Genomic DNA, 14577 nt, shown 5'->3' on the forward strand with positions numbered 1-14577 from the left:
GTTGGCGCCATGGATGGCGCCATCGAGCCCCCATGGACGGGTTTACGGCGTGTCCCGCTGGCCCATCCCGTCCCGCCCAGCTAGCAGCAATCCAGAGCCGCTCTTGACGTTGATGTTGCTGTTGCTGTTGCCTGCCGCAGGCAGCGCCCGCGGCCGCCGCCGCAAAGGAAACTCCTTAAATCTTCTTCGCCAGCGACTCGGCCAGGCCGGTGTAGCTGCCCGGGGTCATCTCCAGCAGGCGCTGCTTCGCATCCGCCGGCAGCTCCAGCCCCTGCACGAACGCACGCATCGACTCGGCCGTGATGCCCTGGCCGCGGGTCAGCGCCTTCAGCTGCTCGTACGGGTTCGGCAGGCCATGGCGGCGCATCACCGTCTGCACGGCTTCCGCCAGCACTTCCCAGGCCGCGTCCAGATCGGCATCCAGGCGCTGCGGGTTCACTTCCAGCTTGCCCAGGCCCTTGGCCAGCGAATCCAGCGCCACCTGGCTGTGGCCGAACGCGGTGCCCAGCGCACGCAGCACGGTGGAGTCGGTCAGGTCACGCTGCCAGCGGCTGATCGGCAGCTTCGCGCTGAAGTGCTCGAACAGCGCGTTGGCAATGCCGAAGTTGCCTTCCGCATTCTCGAAGTCGATCGGGTTGACCTTGTGCGGCATCGTCGACGAGCCGACTTCGCCTTCCTTCAGGCGCTGCTTGAAGTAGCCCAGCGAAACATAGCCCCAGATGTCACGGGCCAGGTCGATCAGGATGATGTTGGCGCGGCGTGCGGCATCACCGATCTCGGCGATGTTGTCGTGCGGTTCGATCTGCGTGGTGTACGGGTTGAACACCAGGCCCAGGCCGGTCACGAAGCGCTCGGCGAAGGCCGGCCAGTCCACGTCCGGGTAGCTGGCGATGTGGGCGTTGTAGTTGCCCACCGCGCCATTGATCTTGCCGGTCAGTTCGACCGCGGCAATCTGCCTGCGCTGGCGTTCCAGGCGGGCGACCACGTTGGCCAGTTCCTTGCCCAGCGTGGTCGGCGAGGCGGTCTGGCCGTGGGTGCGCGACAGCATCGGCTGGCCGGCCTGGGCGTGGGCCAGGCTGCGCAGGCTGTTGGCGATGCCGTCCAGGGTCGGCAGCAGCACCTCGCGGCGGGCCTGTTCCAGCATCAGGCCGTAGCTGAGGTTGTTGATGTCTTCGCTGGTGCAGGCGAAATGCACGAATTCCAGCGCCGGGGCCAGCTCGGCGTCGTCCTTCAGCTGTTCCTTGATGAAGTACTCCACCGCCTTGACGTCATGGTTGGTGGTGCGTTCGATCTCCTTCACGCGCGCGGCCTGGACCGGGCTGAAGCTGGCGGCCAGGGCGCGCAGGCGGGCGACGGCGGCGTCGGAGAACGGGGCCAGTTCGACGATGCCCGGCTCGGCGGCCAGGGCCAGCAGCCACTCCACTTCGACCGTGATGCGGGCCTTGATCAGGCCGTACTCGGAGAAGATCGGGCGCAGGGCGTCGACCTTGCCGGCATAGCGGCCATCGAGCGGGGACAGGGCGAGCAGGGCGGAATCGGACATGTCGGCAGGGCTGGGGCGAGCGGCGGGGGCCATATTCTACGACGTGCCGGTGAGGTAGTGCCGGCCGCTGGCCGGCAACCACGCCAGGCCCACGATTCGATGGATTGCCGGCCAGCGGCCGGCACTACCCCTTGTGCGTGCAGATCGGCCCTGCGGATGAAACGATCTGGCCCGCCCTCGTCATCCCACGCTGCGGGCAAGGGAGTATCGTTGGCGCAGCCGCCAGCCCGGGAAGCGACACCCTGCCAGCCGCCGCTTCCCTTTCCCCAACTGAAGTAGTGCGGAGTTGATGCAATGAGCAAAGCTGCAAGCAAGGGTTTCAGAATCGAACACGACAGCATGGGCGAGCTGCAGGTGCCTGCGGACGCCCTGTGGGGCGCCCAGACCCAGCGTGCCGTGCAGAACTTCCCGGTGTCGGGCCAGCGCATGCCGCGCGGTTTCATCCGTGCCCTGGGCCTGGTCAAGGGCGCCGCCGCGGGCGTCAACGCAGAACTGGGCCACCTGCCGAAGAACGTGGCCAAGGCCATCCAGACCGCTGCCGCCGAAGTGGCCGCCGGCAACTGGGACGCGCAGTTCCCGATCGATGTCTACCAGACGGGTTCTGGCACGTCGTCGAACATGAATGCCAATGAGGTCATCGCCACCCTGGCCAACCGTGCCGGCAAGGCGGGCAAGACCAGTGTGCACCCCAATGACCACGTCAACCAGGGGCAGAGCTCCAACGACGTGATTCCGACCGCACTGCGGGTGTCGGCGGTGTTGGCGACGCATGAGCAGCTGCTGCCGGCGCTGGTGCACCTGCGCAAGACCCTGGACAAGAAGGGCCGCAGCCTGCGCAAGGTGGTCAAGACCGGCCGCACCCACCTGATGGATGCGATGCCGCTGACCTTCGAGCAGGAATTCGGCGCGTGGTCGGCGCAGCTGGCGTCGGCGCAGGAGCGTATCGAAGACAGCCTCAAGCGCGTGCGCCGGCTGCCGCTGGGTGGCACCGCCATCGGCACCGGCATCAATGCCGATCCGCGCTTCGGTGCACAGGTGGCCAAGGCACTGAAGCAGCAGACCGGTTTCAAGTTCGACAGTGCCGAGAACAAGTTCGAAGGCCTGGCCGCACAGGACGACGCGGTGGAGCTTTCCGGTCAGCTCAATGCGCTGGCGGTGGCGCTGATCAAGATCGCCAACGACCTGCGTTGGATGAACGCCGGTCCGCTGGCCGGGCTGGGCGAGATCGAACTGCCGGCGCTGCAGCCGGGCAGCTCGATCATGCCGGGCAAGGTCAACCCGGTGATTCCGGAAGCGACGGTGATGGCCTGTGCACAGGTGATCGGTCACCACACTGCGATCACCGTGGCCGGGCAGACCGGCAACTTCCAGCTCAACGTCACCCTGCCGCTGATCGCAGTGAACCTGCTCGATGGCATCGGCCTGCTGGCCAACGTGTCCACCCTGCTGGCCGACAGTGCGATTGCCGGGCTGAAGGTGCGCGAGGACCGGGTTGCCGAGGCGCTGGCACGCAACCCGATCCTGGTTACCGCCCTCAACCCGATCATCGGCTACGAGAAGGCTGCGGCGATTGCCAAGCGTGCGTACAAGGAACAGCGCCCGGTGCTGGATGTGGCGCTGGAGGACAGTGGACTGGAGGAGGCCGAGCTGCGTCGCCTGCTGGACCCGACCGCGCTGACTGCCGGTGGCATCCAGGCCGGTGGCGGCGGCGCCGGCGGTTGATCGGCCGGTTGTAGAGTCGAGCCATGCTCGACTGTTGTTCCGGAGTCGAGCATGGCTCGACTCTACAGAAAGCAGAAACGCCGCCCTTTGGGCGGCGTTTTCTTTCAGCGACGGTCGGCGACGATGTTGCCGAAGGTGTCGGTGTAGTCCTTGAACTCGGGGATGCGCTGGATCAGGTCCGCCGGAATCACGACCATGCCCTCCGGCGGCTGGATCTTCACCGGCTGCATGTTGGGATCGGCCGGTGCGGCCACCAGGGTGTTCTGGCGCAGCACCTGCAGTTTGCCGAACATGGTCTGCAGCATCTGTTTCTGCCCGTCGTCCAGCGGAATCTGGATCTCGTCCATCTTCATCGTGCCGTCGGCGAGGATGATGATGTTCGGCGCGGGCGGGCGACGCACGGTGACCATGCCTTCGCTCACGGATATCTTGGGCTTGCCGCGTTCGGCACGGTGGTTGCGGTAATCCTTGTCACAGCCAACCAGGCCCAGGCAGAGCAGGGCGGCCAGCAGCAGAAACAGCTTCTTCATGGCAATCGGTTCGGGGGCGTCCGGGGCCGCCATTGTAAGCCGGGCGGCGCACTACGGCCGGCAGCCGGACGCCGCTGCCGGCCGGGTGCGCTGATCTGTCACAGGCCTAGCGCTGGACCACGGTGTCCTTGCCGCAGTCGTCCACGTCGCTCTGGTCCATGGTCGCGTAGGGCTTGAATGCCGGCAGTTCACGTGCGAGCGCCTGCTGGCTGGCCAGCATCGCCGGAAGGCGGTCGCAGATGCGCTTGGCCTGGGCTTCGATCTTCTCGGCTTCGGCATTGATGCGCTTTTCGACACCTTCGCTGTCGCCGCTGAAAATGCCCTTCAGCGCTTCGCCGGCAGCACTGGCACCCAGTTTGGCGCCGGCCAGGCCGACATCCATGCCGTCCATCGCGATGGCGACCACGTGGCCGCGGTAGTCCTGCAGATGACGGCGCTGGATATCGTTGGCGGCGATCTCCTTGCCCGCGATCAGCAGGCGGCCATCCGGCGTGATCTCCGCACGTGGCTGCTTGTCCGCCGAGATCTTGATGTTGCCCTGGGCGATATCCTTGCGGGCATCGTCCATTGCGTTCTTGACGGTCTCGCCGACGCCGCCTGTGGCTTCGGCCACACTCTTGCCGACGGTCTTGTCGGGTGCTGACGACGTGCCGCCGCAGGCGATCAGCGGCAGGGACAGCAGCACAGCGGGCAACAGGCGCAACAGGTTCATGGTGTTCCCCTGGTAGTGTCTGGAAGAGGGTTTACTTGCTGCGCGGCAGAGTGACCCGGCCGCTGACGTTGCGATGATCGACGTCACCGCTGCCGCTGCGGTCGACGGTCAGGGTGCCGCGCACGCCGTCGACGTTGATGTCGCCCGAGCCGTGGCTGCGGACATGCACATTGCCACCGATGTCGGCCAGATCGACCCCGCCGGAGCCGACCACGCCCACTTCAACGCTGCCCTGCACGCGCTTGAACTCGATATCACCCGAGCCCACGGTATCCAGCCGCGCGTTGCCACGCACATCGCTGATCTTCAGGTCACCGGAGCCGACGGTACCGGTGCTGGCATCGCCGGTGATGTTGCGTACGGTGACGTCGCCGGAACCCAGCGACAGCAGATTCAGGGAGCTGCCGCCATCGATGTTGAGGTCGCCCGAACCCACTGCAGCGTGGATGCTGCCGCGGGTACCGCGGACCACGGCATCACCGGAACCCACGTCCACGCTCAGCGACTGTGCGTTCTCCACGCTGGCATCGCCCGAGCCGATCTTGAACTGCAGCGGCATGTTGTCCGGCACGCTGCCACGGATATCCAGCCAGGCGTAGCTGTTGCCCAGGCTGATACCGCTTTGGCGGCCGTCGCGGCGCAGGCTCACCACCAGCTTGTCGCCGACCTTGCGCTGCTCCAGCACCAGCTGGTCCAGCCATTCCTGGCTGGACGCGCAGGCGCGGCCATCCAGCTGGCCGCCGCCAGCGCTGGCGACCACCTTCAGGTCATGCTGATTGACCTCGAACACCACCGTCCTGGCACCAGCCACGTCCAGCTTCAGTGCGCGGGCGGCAGTGAACTTGCAGTTCGGAGCATCGGCGGCCAGCGCCGACAACGGCAACAGCAACAACGCAGAACAGGCGAGCAAAGAACGCATGGGTGGTGCCTCCGGATGGATGGGATCAGATCTCGCCGGCGCGCTTGCGCAGACGGATGGCAAGGAAGATGAACACTGCACCGACGACGGCGCCGATCCACAGCTCCGGCATCGCCAGCGACTTCAGCTGCGAGGCGGGGGACATCAGGCTGACGACCGAGTCCAGATCGCGGCGCGATGCTTCGTCGGCGCCGAGGCGATACAGCAGGTCCATGCCGGGCACGCCGCCCAGCAGCAGGCGGCCGACGATGTTCTGCCAGAACCAGCCGGTGGTCAGGCCGAACAGCGGCATCATCTTGGTGGAGCTGACAATGATGCCGGCAAACAGCGGCAACATTACCGCCCACAGGAACGGCTTGCTCCTGGCCCATGCCGAGCACAGCAGCAGCCAGCCGGCGGTGGGCAGGGCCCACAGGGCATAGACCGGAATCCAGGCCAGGTGTCCAGCGGCCAGGGTCAGCGGGCTGGCCGGGCCCCAGATCAGGGTCATCGGGCTGCCACCGTGCAGCAGCGCGACGGCACTGATGATCAGCATGAAGCCGAACATGGTGAGGATGCCGGCGATGACCGCGAACAACGGTGCCACGATCAGTGCGCTGATCACCTTGGACAGCACGGTCTGCGTGTCCGACAGCGGCAACGACTTCCAGAACAGGATGCTGCGGTCACGGCGATCGTCGTAGAGGGCGCCCAGGCAGTAGAAGAACACGACGAAGGCCAGCACCACGAACGGCCAGCTTGAACTGAGTACCAGAGTCAGGTCCAGGCCGTTGCCAAGATCAGCAAGGTCCTTGGCACTGATGTCACGGGTGAGCAGGGCCAGGTTCAGGCCGTTGATGTTCACGTTCTCGCCATCGATGTGCAGGCCGCCGTCGCGTGCTGCACGGTTCAGCGCGAACAGGCCGAAGGCAATGCCGGCGATGCTCATCACCAGTGAGATCAGGCCCGCGATCAACGGGGCATACAGGAAGCCGCCGCGGTTCTCCCAGTACTCGCGCTTGAGCAGCCAGCGCAGGGTGCCGATCGGGCTGATGGGGTGGTTGACGGCATTCATGCGTAGGTCCCCTTCATGATGGCGACGAACAGGTCGGCCAGGCCCGGGATGCGGGTCTCGCCGAGAGAGGAAAGCTGGGTGCGCGGCACGCCATCGAACAGCATCACCGTCTTGCCGAACGCCAGGCTGCGCTCGTCGATCGGCTTCAGGGCGCGCGCGGTGTCCAGCTGGTCGGCATTGACCAGCAGCTCGGTATAGCGCTGGCCGACGTCGTCCATTTCCGCGTCGAGCACGATGCGGCCATCGCGGATGAACATCACGTCGCTGAGGATGTGCTCGATCTCCTCCACCTGGTGGGTGGTGACGATGATGGTTTTCTGTTCGTCGAAGTAGTCTTCCAGCAGGCGCTGGTAGAACTCCTTGCGGTACAGGATGTCCAGGCCGAGGGTCGGCTCGTCCAGCACCAGGATGCGGGCATCGATGGCCATCACCAGCGCCAGGTGCAGCTGCACGATCATGCCCTTGGACAGCTCGCGCACGCGCTGCTTCGGCTGCAGCTTGGTGTTGGCCAGGAAGCGCTCGCAGCGGGCGCGGTCGAAGCGCGGGTGGACGCCGGCCACGAAATCGATCGCCTCGCGCACCTTCAGCCAGCGCGGCAGCACGGCGACGTCGGCGATGAAGCAGATGTCGTTCATCAGTTCGTCGCGGTGCAGTCGCGGGTCGCGGCCGAGCACGCTCAGTTCACCCTCCACCGAGGTCAGCCCAAGAATGGCCTTCAGCGCGGTGGTCTTGCCGGCGCCATTGGGCCCGATCAGGCCGACGATGCGCCCGCTTGGAATGCTGAAACTGGCATTGTCGAGGGCGACCGTGGTCTTGTAGGCCTTGCGCAGGCCTCGGGCGGTGATGACCGACTCACTTGCAGTGCTATTCATCAGACTTTCCCCTGGGGCAGCAATTCGTCGAGGCTCAGGCCCAGGCGCTGGATGCGCTCCAGAACCGCCGGCCATTCTTCGTTGAGGAAACGGTCGCGTTCGCTGCTGCGCAGCTGCGTGGCCGCCTGCTCGGTCATGAACATGCCCAGGCCGCGGCGCTTCTCGACCAGGCCTTCGTCGGCCAGCTCCTGGTAAGCGCGCGAAACGGTGATGGGGTTGAGTTGATAGTCGGCGGCCACCTGGCGCACCGAAGGCAGGGCATCGCCCGGCTTGAGGATTCCGTCGAGCATCATGGCGATCACGCGCTCCTTCAACTGACGGTAGATGGGAGCGCCGTCGCTCCACTGGATGTCGCTCATATTCAGCTCCGTGGGGTCAGCGGCTGGGCGAACGAGAAATACGGCATGGACAGCGCGCTGTGCAGCCGACGCGGGGGAGGGGGGGAGGAGGGGGCGTTCCCTGCGGGGGAGAGAGTCGCGTCCTGCGCACTTTCAGCAGCGGCGGAAACAGGGGCGGTGGGCGTGGCCCACCAGGCCAGCACGAGCAGGGTCGAAACAGCGACGGCCGCGGGGGCGGTGAGGTTGCGACGGATCCGGACGTTCATGGCTTCCCCCTGTCTCAGGTGACTGGTGTTGTATGCAACTATAACACCGGCACGCCTACGTGCAACCCCTTGCCGTCCCCAACTGATGGCAGGGGTGGTCAGATTGCTGAAACATCCCTTTAGTCGATTGATTTAAAAGGGAAATGAATCTTCTGCAGGGGGCTTTTCGGGGCGGCCTTCCATTCAGTGATGTCCATGCTATGTCATCACTGCGCCTTCGATGGCGCCCGGGCAGCACATTCGCCACGCCGCGCAAAGCCTGGGGGACCTGTGCCATCAGGGGCTCCAGAGCCCGGTGCTATAGTTCGGCCGATTCCCGGCCAGCACTGGCCGGGCCTTGTGAATGGCTACCGCGGACCGCCTCTGATGCCCCTGCCGACCGTTTCCCCGTGCCGCCTGCGCGGCCTGTCCCTGCTGGCCCTGATGGTGGCCGGCGCCGCCGGTTCCGCCAGTGCGCTGGCGGCCGACCTGCTCGATCTGGAATACCGGCCGTTGGCCAGCAAGCAGCAGGTGAATCTGCAGCAGCGCTATCACGGGCAGGTGCTGCTGGTGGTCAACACCGCCAGCAAGTGTGGCTACACGCCGCAGTACGAAGGGCTGGAGGCGCTGCAGAAGCGCTATGCAGGCCGCGGTTTTGCGGTGCTGGGCTTTCCTTCCAATGACTTCAAGGGCCAGGAACCGGGTGACGAGAAGCAGATCCAGGACTTCTGCACCCTGACCTACGGCGTCAAGTTCCCGATGTTCGAGAAGGTGCATGTGGTCGGCACGCAGGCCACGCCGCTGTACCAGCGGTTGACCGCAGCGACCGGCGTTGCGCCGGCCTGGAACTTCCACAAGTACCTCGTGGGCCGCGATGGCAAGGTCATTGCCCAGTTCGCCAGCAAGGTGACGCCGGACGATCCGCAGCTGACCGCGGCCATCGACAAGGCGCTGGCGGCAGCCGCCACGCATTGATATCCAGCACGCATGCCTCGACATCGACGGCATGCGTGCGACAATGTTTCTTTTCGCGCCGACGTCGGCGCCCAGACACTTCCAGGAATGCAGCGAATGAAGATGGGAATGCGCGGCGCCGCGGCGTCGGTTCTGATTCTGGCGATGGGCACTTCGGGTGTCGCTCTGTCGCAACAACCGGCTGCCCCCGCAGCCGCCAAGGAGACCGCAACCTTGAATTCCCCCAAGCAGAAGCTCGGCTACGCCATCGGCCTTGATGTCGCCAAGTCGTTCACCCCGATCGCCGATGAGATCGATGTGGCCGCCCTGCGCACCGCCGTTGAGCGTTCGTTCGAGGGCCTGCAGCCGCAGATCACCCAGGAACAGGCCAAGGCTACCGATGCCGCCCTGCGCCAGGTCGTGATGGCCCGCAGCGGCCAGCAGGTGCCGGGCGTGGCACCGGGCTCGCAGCCGCCGAAGGTCGACCGCGTCAAGGTGTCGCAGATGATCGGCTCCTACTCGGTGGGTCCGTCGCTGGCGCAGCTGAAGGACGATATCGATGTCGCCTCGTTGTTTGACGCAATCAGCACCGGCCTGACCAAGGGCCAGCCGAAGATGACGGAAGCTGACGCGACCGCCACCATCCAGGCCTTCATGGGTGCCAAGCAGGCTGAAATGCAGGCCAAGGCCGCCCAGGCTGCGCAGACCAACCGCACGGAAGGCAACGCATTCCTGGCCAAGAACAAGACCCAGCCGGGCGTGGTGACCACCTCGTCGGGCCTGCAGTACCAGGTGATCCGCCCGGGTAGCGGCGAGCGCCCGCTGCCGAGCAGCAAGGTGCGCGTGAACTACGAAGGCAAGCTGCTCAACGGCACCGTGTTCGACAGTTCCTACGGCCGCCAGCCGGCCGAGTTCGGTCTGGACCAGGTGATCAAGGGCTGGACCGAAGGCGTCGCGCTGATGCCGGTCGGTTCGAAGTACCGCTTCTGGATCCCGGGCGAACTCGCCTACGGTGAGAACGGCACCCCGGGCGGCCCGATCGGCCCGAACGCGACTCTGACGTTCGACGTCGAGCTGCTGGGCGTTCTGCCGTAAGCGACCACGGAGCCTGCACGGACATGCGCGTTGCGATTTTCGGTACCGGTTATGTAGGGCTGGTGACTGGTACCTGCCTGGCCGACGTCGGCCACCAGGTGGTCTGCGTCGATATCGACCAGGCCAAGGTCGATGGCCTCAACCAGGGCATCATCCCGATCTATGAGCCGGGCCTGGAGCCGATGGTGAAGGCCAACCACGCTGCGTCGCGGCTGGCGTTCACCACGGATGCTGCGGCCGCCATCGATCATGGCCAGGTGGTGTTCATCGCCGTTGGTACGCCGCCGGACGAGGATGGCAGTGCCGATCTTCAATACGTGCTTGCCGTAGCCCGAACCATTGGTCGGCACATGAGTGTGCCGACCGTGGTGGTCAACAAGTCGACGGTGCCGGTCGGCACCGCTGACAAGGTGCGTGCGGCCATTGCCGAGGAGCTGGCCGCGCGTGGCGCGGACATCGCCTTCGACGTGGTGTCCAACCCGGAATTCCTGAAGGAAGGCGATGCGGTTGCGGACTGCATGCGCCCGGACCGCATCATCATCGGCGCGGCGCACGAAGAGTCGGTGGCGGTGATGCGTCGCCTGTACGCGCCGTTCAACCGCAACCACGACCGCGTGGTGGAAATGGACGTGCGTTCGGCCGAACTGACCAAGTACGCCGCCAATGCGATGCTGGCAACCAAGATTTCGTTCATGAATGAAATCGCCAACATCGCCGAACGCGTCGGTGCCGATGTCGAGCAGGTCCGCCAGGGCATCGGCTCGGACCCACGCATCGGCTGGCACTTCATCTATCCGGGTGCCGGTTACGGCGGCTCGTGCTTCCCCAAGGACGTGCAGGCATTGGCCCGTACCGCCCAGCAGTATGGCCTTGAGCCGAAGCTGCTCAATGCGGTTGAAGCGGTCAACGATGCGCAGAAGGGCCATCTGTTTGCCCTCATCCAGCGTCATTACGACAAGGGCGAGGACGAGGGCGTGCGTGGAAAGATCTTCGCCGTATGGGGTCTGGCCTTCAAGCCGAACACCGACGATATGCGTGAGGCCTCCAGCCGTCGACTGCTGGCGCAGCTGTGGGAAGGCGGTGCGACGGTGCGTGCCTACGATCCGGAGGCGATGCACGAGTCGCAGCGCATCTTCGGCGAACGCGATGACCTGGTGTTCTGCAACAGTGCCGATGAAGCGCTGCAGGGTGCCGACGCGCTGGTGGTGGTCACCGAGTGGAAGCAGTTCCGCAGCCCCGACTTCCAGAAGCTGCGCGAGCAGCTGAAGGATGCGGCGGTGTTCGACGGCCGCAACCTGTATGAGCCGGGCGAAGTGGAAGCCGCAGGTCTTGCGTACTACGGCATTGGCCGGGGGCGCTCGTTGCATGTCTGATCTGCCCACTGAACGTGAGCAGGCGCTGGAAGCGCGCCTGGTCGAGCTGGAAATGCGCGTGTCCTTCCAGGAACAGGCGCTGGCCGAGCTGAGCGACGCGCTGGCTGATGCCCGCATGCAGGGCATGCGCAACGCCGATGTGCTGCGCGTGCTGCTGGAAGACCTGGGCAAGGTCCGCAACGCACTGAATTCTTCCGATCCGGCGAGCGAACCGCCGCCGCCGCACTACTGATCCGAATCCTATGAGCGATACCCTCCGCGACCAGCTGATGGGCCTGGGCTTCAAGCCCGCGCCCAAGCCCGAGCGCAAGAATGATGGCCCCCGCCGTGATGGCCGCCCGCAGGGCAAGGGTGGCAACGGCAACGGCAATGGAAAGCCGCAGGGCGCAGGCAAGGGCGAGCACAAGCCCGGTGAGCGTCGTGGGCAGGGCCATGGCGCGGGCAAGCCCGGCGGGCATGCCCGCGGTGGCCAGGGCCAGCAGGGCCCGCGCAAGCCGCGCAGCACCGAAGAGATGGACCTGGCCAAGGCCTATGCCATCCGGGCGCAGCGGGAGAAGGAAGAGCGCATCGAGACCGAGCGCCTGAAGCAGGAAGAAGCACGCATGCGCCGCGAGGCGAAGGCCAAGCTGGAAGAACTGCTGAAGGACAAGAGCCTCAACGCCGAGGCAGCGGACATCGCCCGCCACTTCCCGTATGGCGGCAAGATCAAGCGCATCTATGTGACTGCCGAACAGCTGACCGCGCTCAATGCCGGTGAGCTGGGCGTGGTCCAGCTCAATGGCCGTTACCTGCTGGTGACTGCCGAAGTGCTGGCACAGTCCGAGGCGGTGTTCGCCGCCTCGGTGGCGCTGAAGGTCGATCCGAATGCGCCGGCCGAGGAAGATCCGTATGCGGATCCGCAGTACCAGGTGCCGGACGACCTGGTCTGGTAAAGGCGCAACCACCGCGGACGGCACTGCCTCCGCGGTTGGGGGGAAGGGATGACCGCTGATCCAAGCCGCGGCTACGTGCCGCACATTGACGGCCTGCGCGCGATTGCCGTGCTGGCCGTCATCGTGTTCCACCTGGACCCGGCCTGGTTGCCGGGCGGGTTCACCGGCGTAGACGTGTTCTTCGTCATTTCCGGGTTCGTGGTCAGCGCGTCGGTGCACCGGCTGCCGCCGTTGTCGCTGTGGCAGTCGATGCTGCGCTTCTATTCGCGTCGCATCCGCCGCATCGCACCTGCGCTGATCAGCTGCCTGCTGTTGACCGCCGTCGGCAGCGTGCTGTTCATTCCCGAGTCCTGGCTCAGCGAGGCCAGTGACAAGACCGGGCTGATGGCATTCTTCGGCTTCAGCAACTGGGTGCTGGCGCTGATCGGCAACGACTATTTCGCGCCCAAGGCCGAATTCAATCCCTATACCCATACCTGGTCGCTGGGCGTGGAGGAACAGTTCTACCTGCTGTTCCCGCTGCTGTTCCTGGCCTGGGCGCGCGGCGTGCGCGGGCGTTGGATCAGCCTTGGCCTGTTTGCCGTGGTCAGCGCGGCGTCGCTGCTGCATGCGACGGTGCTGGGCCTGCGCGAGGCGCCGCCATCGTGGGCGTTCTACGCCACCACTACGCGGCTGTGGCAACTGGGTGTTGGCGTACTGCTGTTCCAGCTGCTGCATGTTCGCCAGCCAGTGGATGCGGTGACGACGATTGCACTGAAGCGCGCTGCGCCCGTGTTCTCGCTGCTCGCGATGGTGGCGCTGGCCTTGCTGTGCTGGGCATTGTGGACCGCACGGGCCGGACGTTCGCCGTGGCCTGATGGCCTGCTGCCGACCCTTGCGGCGGCAGGCCTGCTGTGGGCGCTGCATCATCATCCCCGGTCCTGGGTGGCACGCCTGTTGGCCAGCAGGCCGATGCGCTCCATCGGCCTGCTGTCGTACTCGCTGTATCTGTGGCACTGGCCGGTATTCGTGCTGATGCGCTGGACGGTGGGCCTGCAGACACCCCTGCAGATGAGCGCTGCGATGGCGCTGGTGCTGCTGCTGTCGTGGTTGTCGTGGCGCTGGGTGGAGCAACCGTTCCGGGGCCCCTTGGCGCAGCGTCTGCGCCCGGGTCGCTGGGTGCTGGCAGGTTCGGTTGTGCTGCTGGTCGCGGCCGGCACCCAGACGCTGCTGTACCTGCAGGCACCGCGGATATCACTGAGCACGGTCAGTCGGCATCCCGGCGACTGGTATCCCAACGGCAAGAGCGTGGCAGGCGACTATCCCGACTGCAGCCTGGTGACCACCAAGCGACGCTTCGAAGGTGGCAGCATGCGGACCTATGCGCGTGGTGACTGCGATCGGCCGGTGCCTGCCGGTGCGCCGAAGCAGGTGTTCGTTGCTGGCGATTCGCATGCAATGGCCTACATCGAGCTGCTGCAGCGGCTGGCGCTTGAGAGTGGCTCGGAGGTGATTCTCTACGGTCGTGGTGGATGCCCGCAGGTGAGCCTGCAGAAGTGGCGCGGCGCGGGTGCCGGTTGCAGTGATTTCGACGCAGCGATGCTCGCCGATGTCACGCAGCGTGCGCAGCCAGGTGATGCCGTGGTGCTGGTGTCGCTGCGGATACCGCGCTTGTCCGATCAGTTCGTATTGTTCGATGCGCAGGCGCAGCTGGCGGGCGAGCTGACCCCGGAAGCCACTGCAGGACGCGAGGCCGAAGTGGCCGAGGCGATCACCCAGTGGAAACCGTTGGCCGAGCGCGGTGTGCGAATTGTGCTGGAGGCGCCCAAACCGGTGCTGCCGGCGCCGCCGTATCGCTGCTCTGACCGCTTCAATTCACGCAACGAGGTCTGCCGCAACGGCCTGGACAGCACGCGTGAGGCGATGGAAACGCTGCGTGCGCCGATGCTGGGCAGCCTGCAGCAGGTGGTCGATGGCCTGCCAGGGGGTGTGCTGTGGGATCCGATGCGGGTGCTGTGTGATGACGTGCTGTGCCCGGCGCAGCGCGATGGCCGGCCGTTGTTCTTCGATGGCGATCACCTCAGCGCGCATGGCAACCGTGTGCTGCTGCCGTCGCTGCAGCAGGTACTGCTGCAGCAGTAGGACCGCGCCGGCGTCAGGCCTTGAAGCGGCTCCGGCGTGCGCGGATCAGTGGCAGGCTCGGTGCGAAGAAGCACAGCAGTGCGCCGACCAGGGCAAACGACACCGGACGAGAAACCGTCAAAGCCCAGCGCAATGATGAAGCGAAAAGGGGACGGAGGGGATTAAGT

At 65.8% G+C, this 14577-nt stretch carries 14 protein-coding genes; 7 read left to right on the forward strand and 7 right to left on the reverse strand.

The window, feature by feature from the left end; translation table 11 throughout:
- Positions 1–175 precede the first annotated feature (175 nt).
- Positions 176–1543, reverse strand: a complete 1368-nt coding sequence (gene purB, locus R1L06_RS13060; protein ID WP_049462123.1) for an adenylosuccinate lyase — start codon at positions 1541–1543, stop codon at positions 176–178.
- 294 nt (positions 1544–1837) lie between these two features.
- On the opposite strand from purB, the gene R1L06_RS13065 reads away from it, so the two are divergent.
- Positions 1838–3265 (forward strand): class II fumarate hydratase, encoded by a 1428-nt coding sequence (locus R1L06_RS13065; protein WP_049462122.1) that lies wholly within the window; start codon positions 1838–1840, stop codon positions 3263–3265.
- 104 nt (positions 3266–3369) lie between these two features.
- Here the strand turns inward: R1L06_RS13065 and R1L06_RS13070 are convergent, their stop codons facing one another.
- The 6 genes from R1L06_RS13070 to R1L06_RS13095 all read right to left on the reverse strand — a co-directional run bounded on the left by R1L06_RS13070 (position 3370) and on the right by R1L06_RS13095 (position 7711).
- Positions 3370–3795 (reverse strand): hypothetical protein, encoded by a 426-nt coding sequence (locus R1L06_RS13070; protein ID WP_317217903.1) that lies wholly within the window; start codon positions 3793–3795, stop codon positions 3370–3372.
- 106 nt (positions 3796–3901) lie between these two features.
- Positions 3902–4507: a YggN family protein gene (locus tag R1L06_RS13075; RefSeq protein WP_182266396.1), complete on the reverse strand. Its 606-nt coding sequence runs from the start codon at positions 4505–4507 to the stop codon at positions 3902–3904.
- Positions 4508–4538: 31 nt separating this feature from the next.
- Positions 4539–5426, reverse strand: a complete 888-nt coding sequence (locus R1L06_RS13080; RefSeq protein ID WP_317217904.1) for a DUF4097 family beta strand repeat-containing protein — start codon at positions 5424–5426, stop codon at positions 4539–4541.
- Between the two features lie 25 nt (positions 5427–5451).
- Positions 5452–6480 (reverse strand): ABC-2 transporter permease, encoded by a 1029-nt coding sequence (locus tag R1L06_RS13085; RefSeq protein ID WP_317217905.1) that lies wholly within the window; start codon positions 6478–6480, stop codon positions 5452–5454.
- Positions 6477–7352, reverse strand: coding sequence for an ABC transporter ATP-binding protein (locus R1L06_RS13090; protein WP_032130455.1), 876 nt, complete (start codon positions 7350–7352; stop codon positions 6477–6479). Before R1L06_RS13090 ends, R1L06_RS13085 begins: the two co-directional genes overlap by 4 nt.
- Positions 7352–7711, reverse strand: coding sequence for a GntR family transcriptional regulator (locus R1L06_RS13095; RefSeq protein ID WP_006453095.1), 360 nt, complete (start codon positions 7709–7711; stop codon positions 7352–7354). The genes R1L06_RS13090 and R1L06_RS13095 overlap by 1 nt, the downstream gene beginning before the upstream one ends.
- A 611-nt stretch (positions 7712–8322) precedes the next feature.
- On the opposite strand from R1L06_RS13095, the gene R1L06_RS13100 reads away from it, so the two are divergent.
- From R1L06_RS13100 to R1L06_RS13125, 6 genes are all read left to right on the forward strand, one after another.
- Entirely contained in the window at positions 8323–8910 is a 588-nt protein-coding gene (locus R1L06_RS13100) for a glutathione peroxidase (protein WP_019337359.1), read from the forward strand.
- A gap of 96 nt (positions 8911–9006) precedes the next feature.
- Entirely contained in the window at positions 9007–9984 is a 978-nt protein-coding gene (locus R1L06_RS13105; RefSeq protein ID WP_019337358.1) for an FKBP-type peptidyl-prolyl cis-trans isomerase, read from the forward strand.
- A 23-nt stretch (positions 9985–10007) separates the two neighbouring features.
- On the forward strand, positions 10008–11357 hold the full coding sequence (locus R1L06_RS13110; RefSeq protein ID WP_317217906.1) for a UDP-glucose dehydrogenase family protein: 1350 nt from the start codon (positions 10008–10010) through the stop codon (positions 11355–11357).
- Positions 11350–11589, forward strand: a complete 240-nt coding sequence (locus R1L06_RS13115) for a SlyX family protein (RefSeq protein WP_019660397.1) — start codon at positions 11350–11352, stop codon at positions 11587–11589. Before R1L06_RS13110 ends, R1L06_RS13115 begins: the two co-directional genes overlap by 8 nt.
- Positions 11590–11599: 10 nt before the next feature.
- On the forward strand, positions 11600–12289 hold the full coding sequence (locus R1L06_RS13120) for a DUF2058 domain-containing protein (protein ID WP_317217907.1): 690 nt from the start codon (positions 11600–11602) through the stop codon (positions 12287–12289).
- Between the two features lie 48 nt (positions 12290–12337).
- Positions 12338–14410 carry an acyltransferase family protein gene (locus R1L06_RS13125; protein ID WP_317217908.1) on the forward strand — a complete coding sequence of 691 codons (2073 nt, stop codon included), beginning with the start codon at positions 12338–12340 and terminating at the stop codon, positions 14408–14410.
- Positions 14411–14577 lie beyond the last annotated feature (167 nt).

Origin of the sequence: Stenotrophomonas mexicanensis (assembly GCF_032911605.1) — a bacterium.
In the GTDB taxonomy this organism is placed as follows: Bacteria; Pseudomonadota; Gammaproteobacteria; order Xanthomonadales; family Xanthomonadaceae; genus Stenotrophomonas; species Stenotrophomonas maltophilia_A.

Bases quoted from the DNA above. Each gene is read 5' to 3' on its own strand.
- R1L06_RS13085 (WP_317217905.1), bottom strand. From the start codon at position 6,480: ATGAATGCCGTCAACCACCCCATCAGCCCGATCGGCACCCTGCGCTGG.
- R1L06_RS13095 (WP_006453095.1), bottom strand. From the start codon at position 7,711: ATGAGCGACATCCAGTGGAGCGACGGCGCTCCCATCTACCGTCAGTTG.
- R1L06_RS13100 (WP_019337359.1), top strand. From the start codon at position 8,323: ATGCCCCTGCCGACCGTTTCCCCGTGCCGCCTGCGCGGCCTGTCCCTG.
- R1L06_RS13115 (WP_019660397.1), top strand. From the start codon at position 11,350: ATGTCTGATCTGCCCACTGAACGTGAGCAGGCGCTGGAAGCGCGCCTG.
- R1L06_RS13105 (WP_019337358.1), top strand. From the start codon at position 9,007: ATGAAGATGGGAATGCGCGGCGCCGCGGCGTCGGTTCTGATTCTGGCG.
- R1L06_RS13075 (WP_182266396.1), bottom strand. From the start codon at position 4,507: ATGAACCTGTTGCGCCTGTTGCCCGCTGTGCTGCTGTCCCTGCCGCTG.
- purB (WP_049462123.1), bottom strand. From the start codon at position 1,543: ATGTCCGATTCCGCCCTGCTCGCCCTGTCCCCGCTCGATGGCCGCTAT.
- R1L06_RS13110 (WP_317217906.1), top strand. From the start codon at position 10,008: ATGCGCGTTGCGATTTTCGGTACCGGTTATGTAGGGCTGGTGACTGGT.
- R1L06_RS13125 (WP_317217908.1), top strand. From the start codon at position 12,338: ATGACCGCTGATCCAAGCCGCGGCTACGTGCCGCACATTGACGGCCTG.
- R1L06_RS13070 (WP_317217903.1), bottom strand. From the start codon at position 3,795: ATGAAGAAGCTGTTTCTGCTGCTGGCCGCCCTGCTCTGCCTGGGCCTG.
- R1L06_RS13065 (WP_049462122.1), top strand. From the start codon at position 1,838: ATGAGCAAAGCTGCAAGCAAGGGTTTCAGAATCGAACACGACAGCATG.
- R1L06_RS13090 (WP_032130455.1), bottom strand. From the start codon at position 7,352: ATGAATAGCACTGCAAGTGAGTCGGTCATCACCGCCCGAGGCCTGCGC.
- R1L06_RS13080 (WP_317217904.1), bottom strand. From the start codon at position 5,426: ATGCGTTCTTTGCTCGCCTGTTCTGCGTTGTTGCTGTTGCCGTTGTCG.
- R1L06_RS13120 (WP_317217907.1), top strand. From the start codon at position 11,600: ATGAGCGATACCCTCCGCGACCAGCTGATGGGCCTGGGCTTCAAGCCC.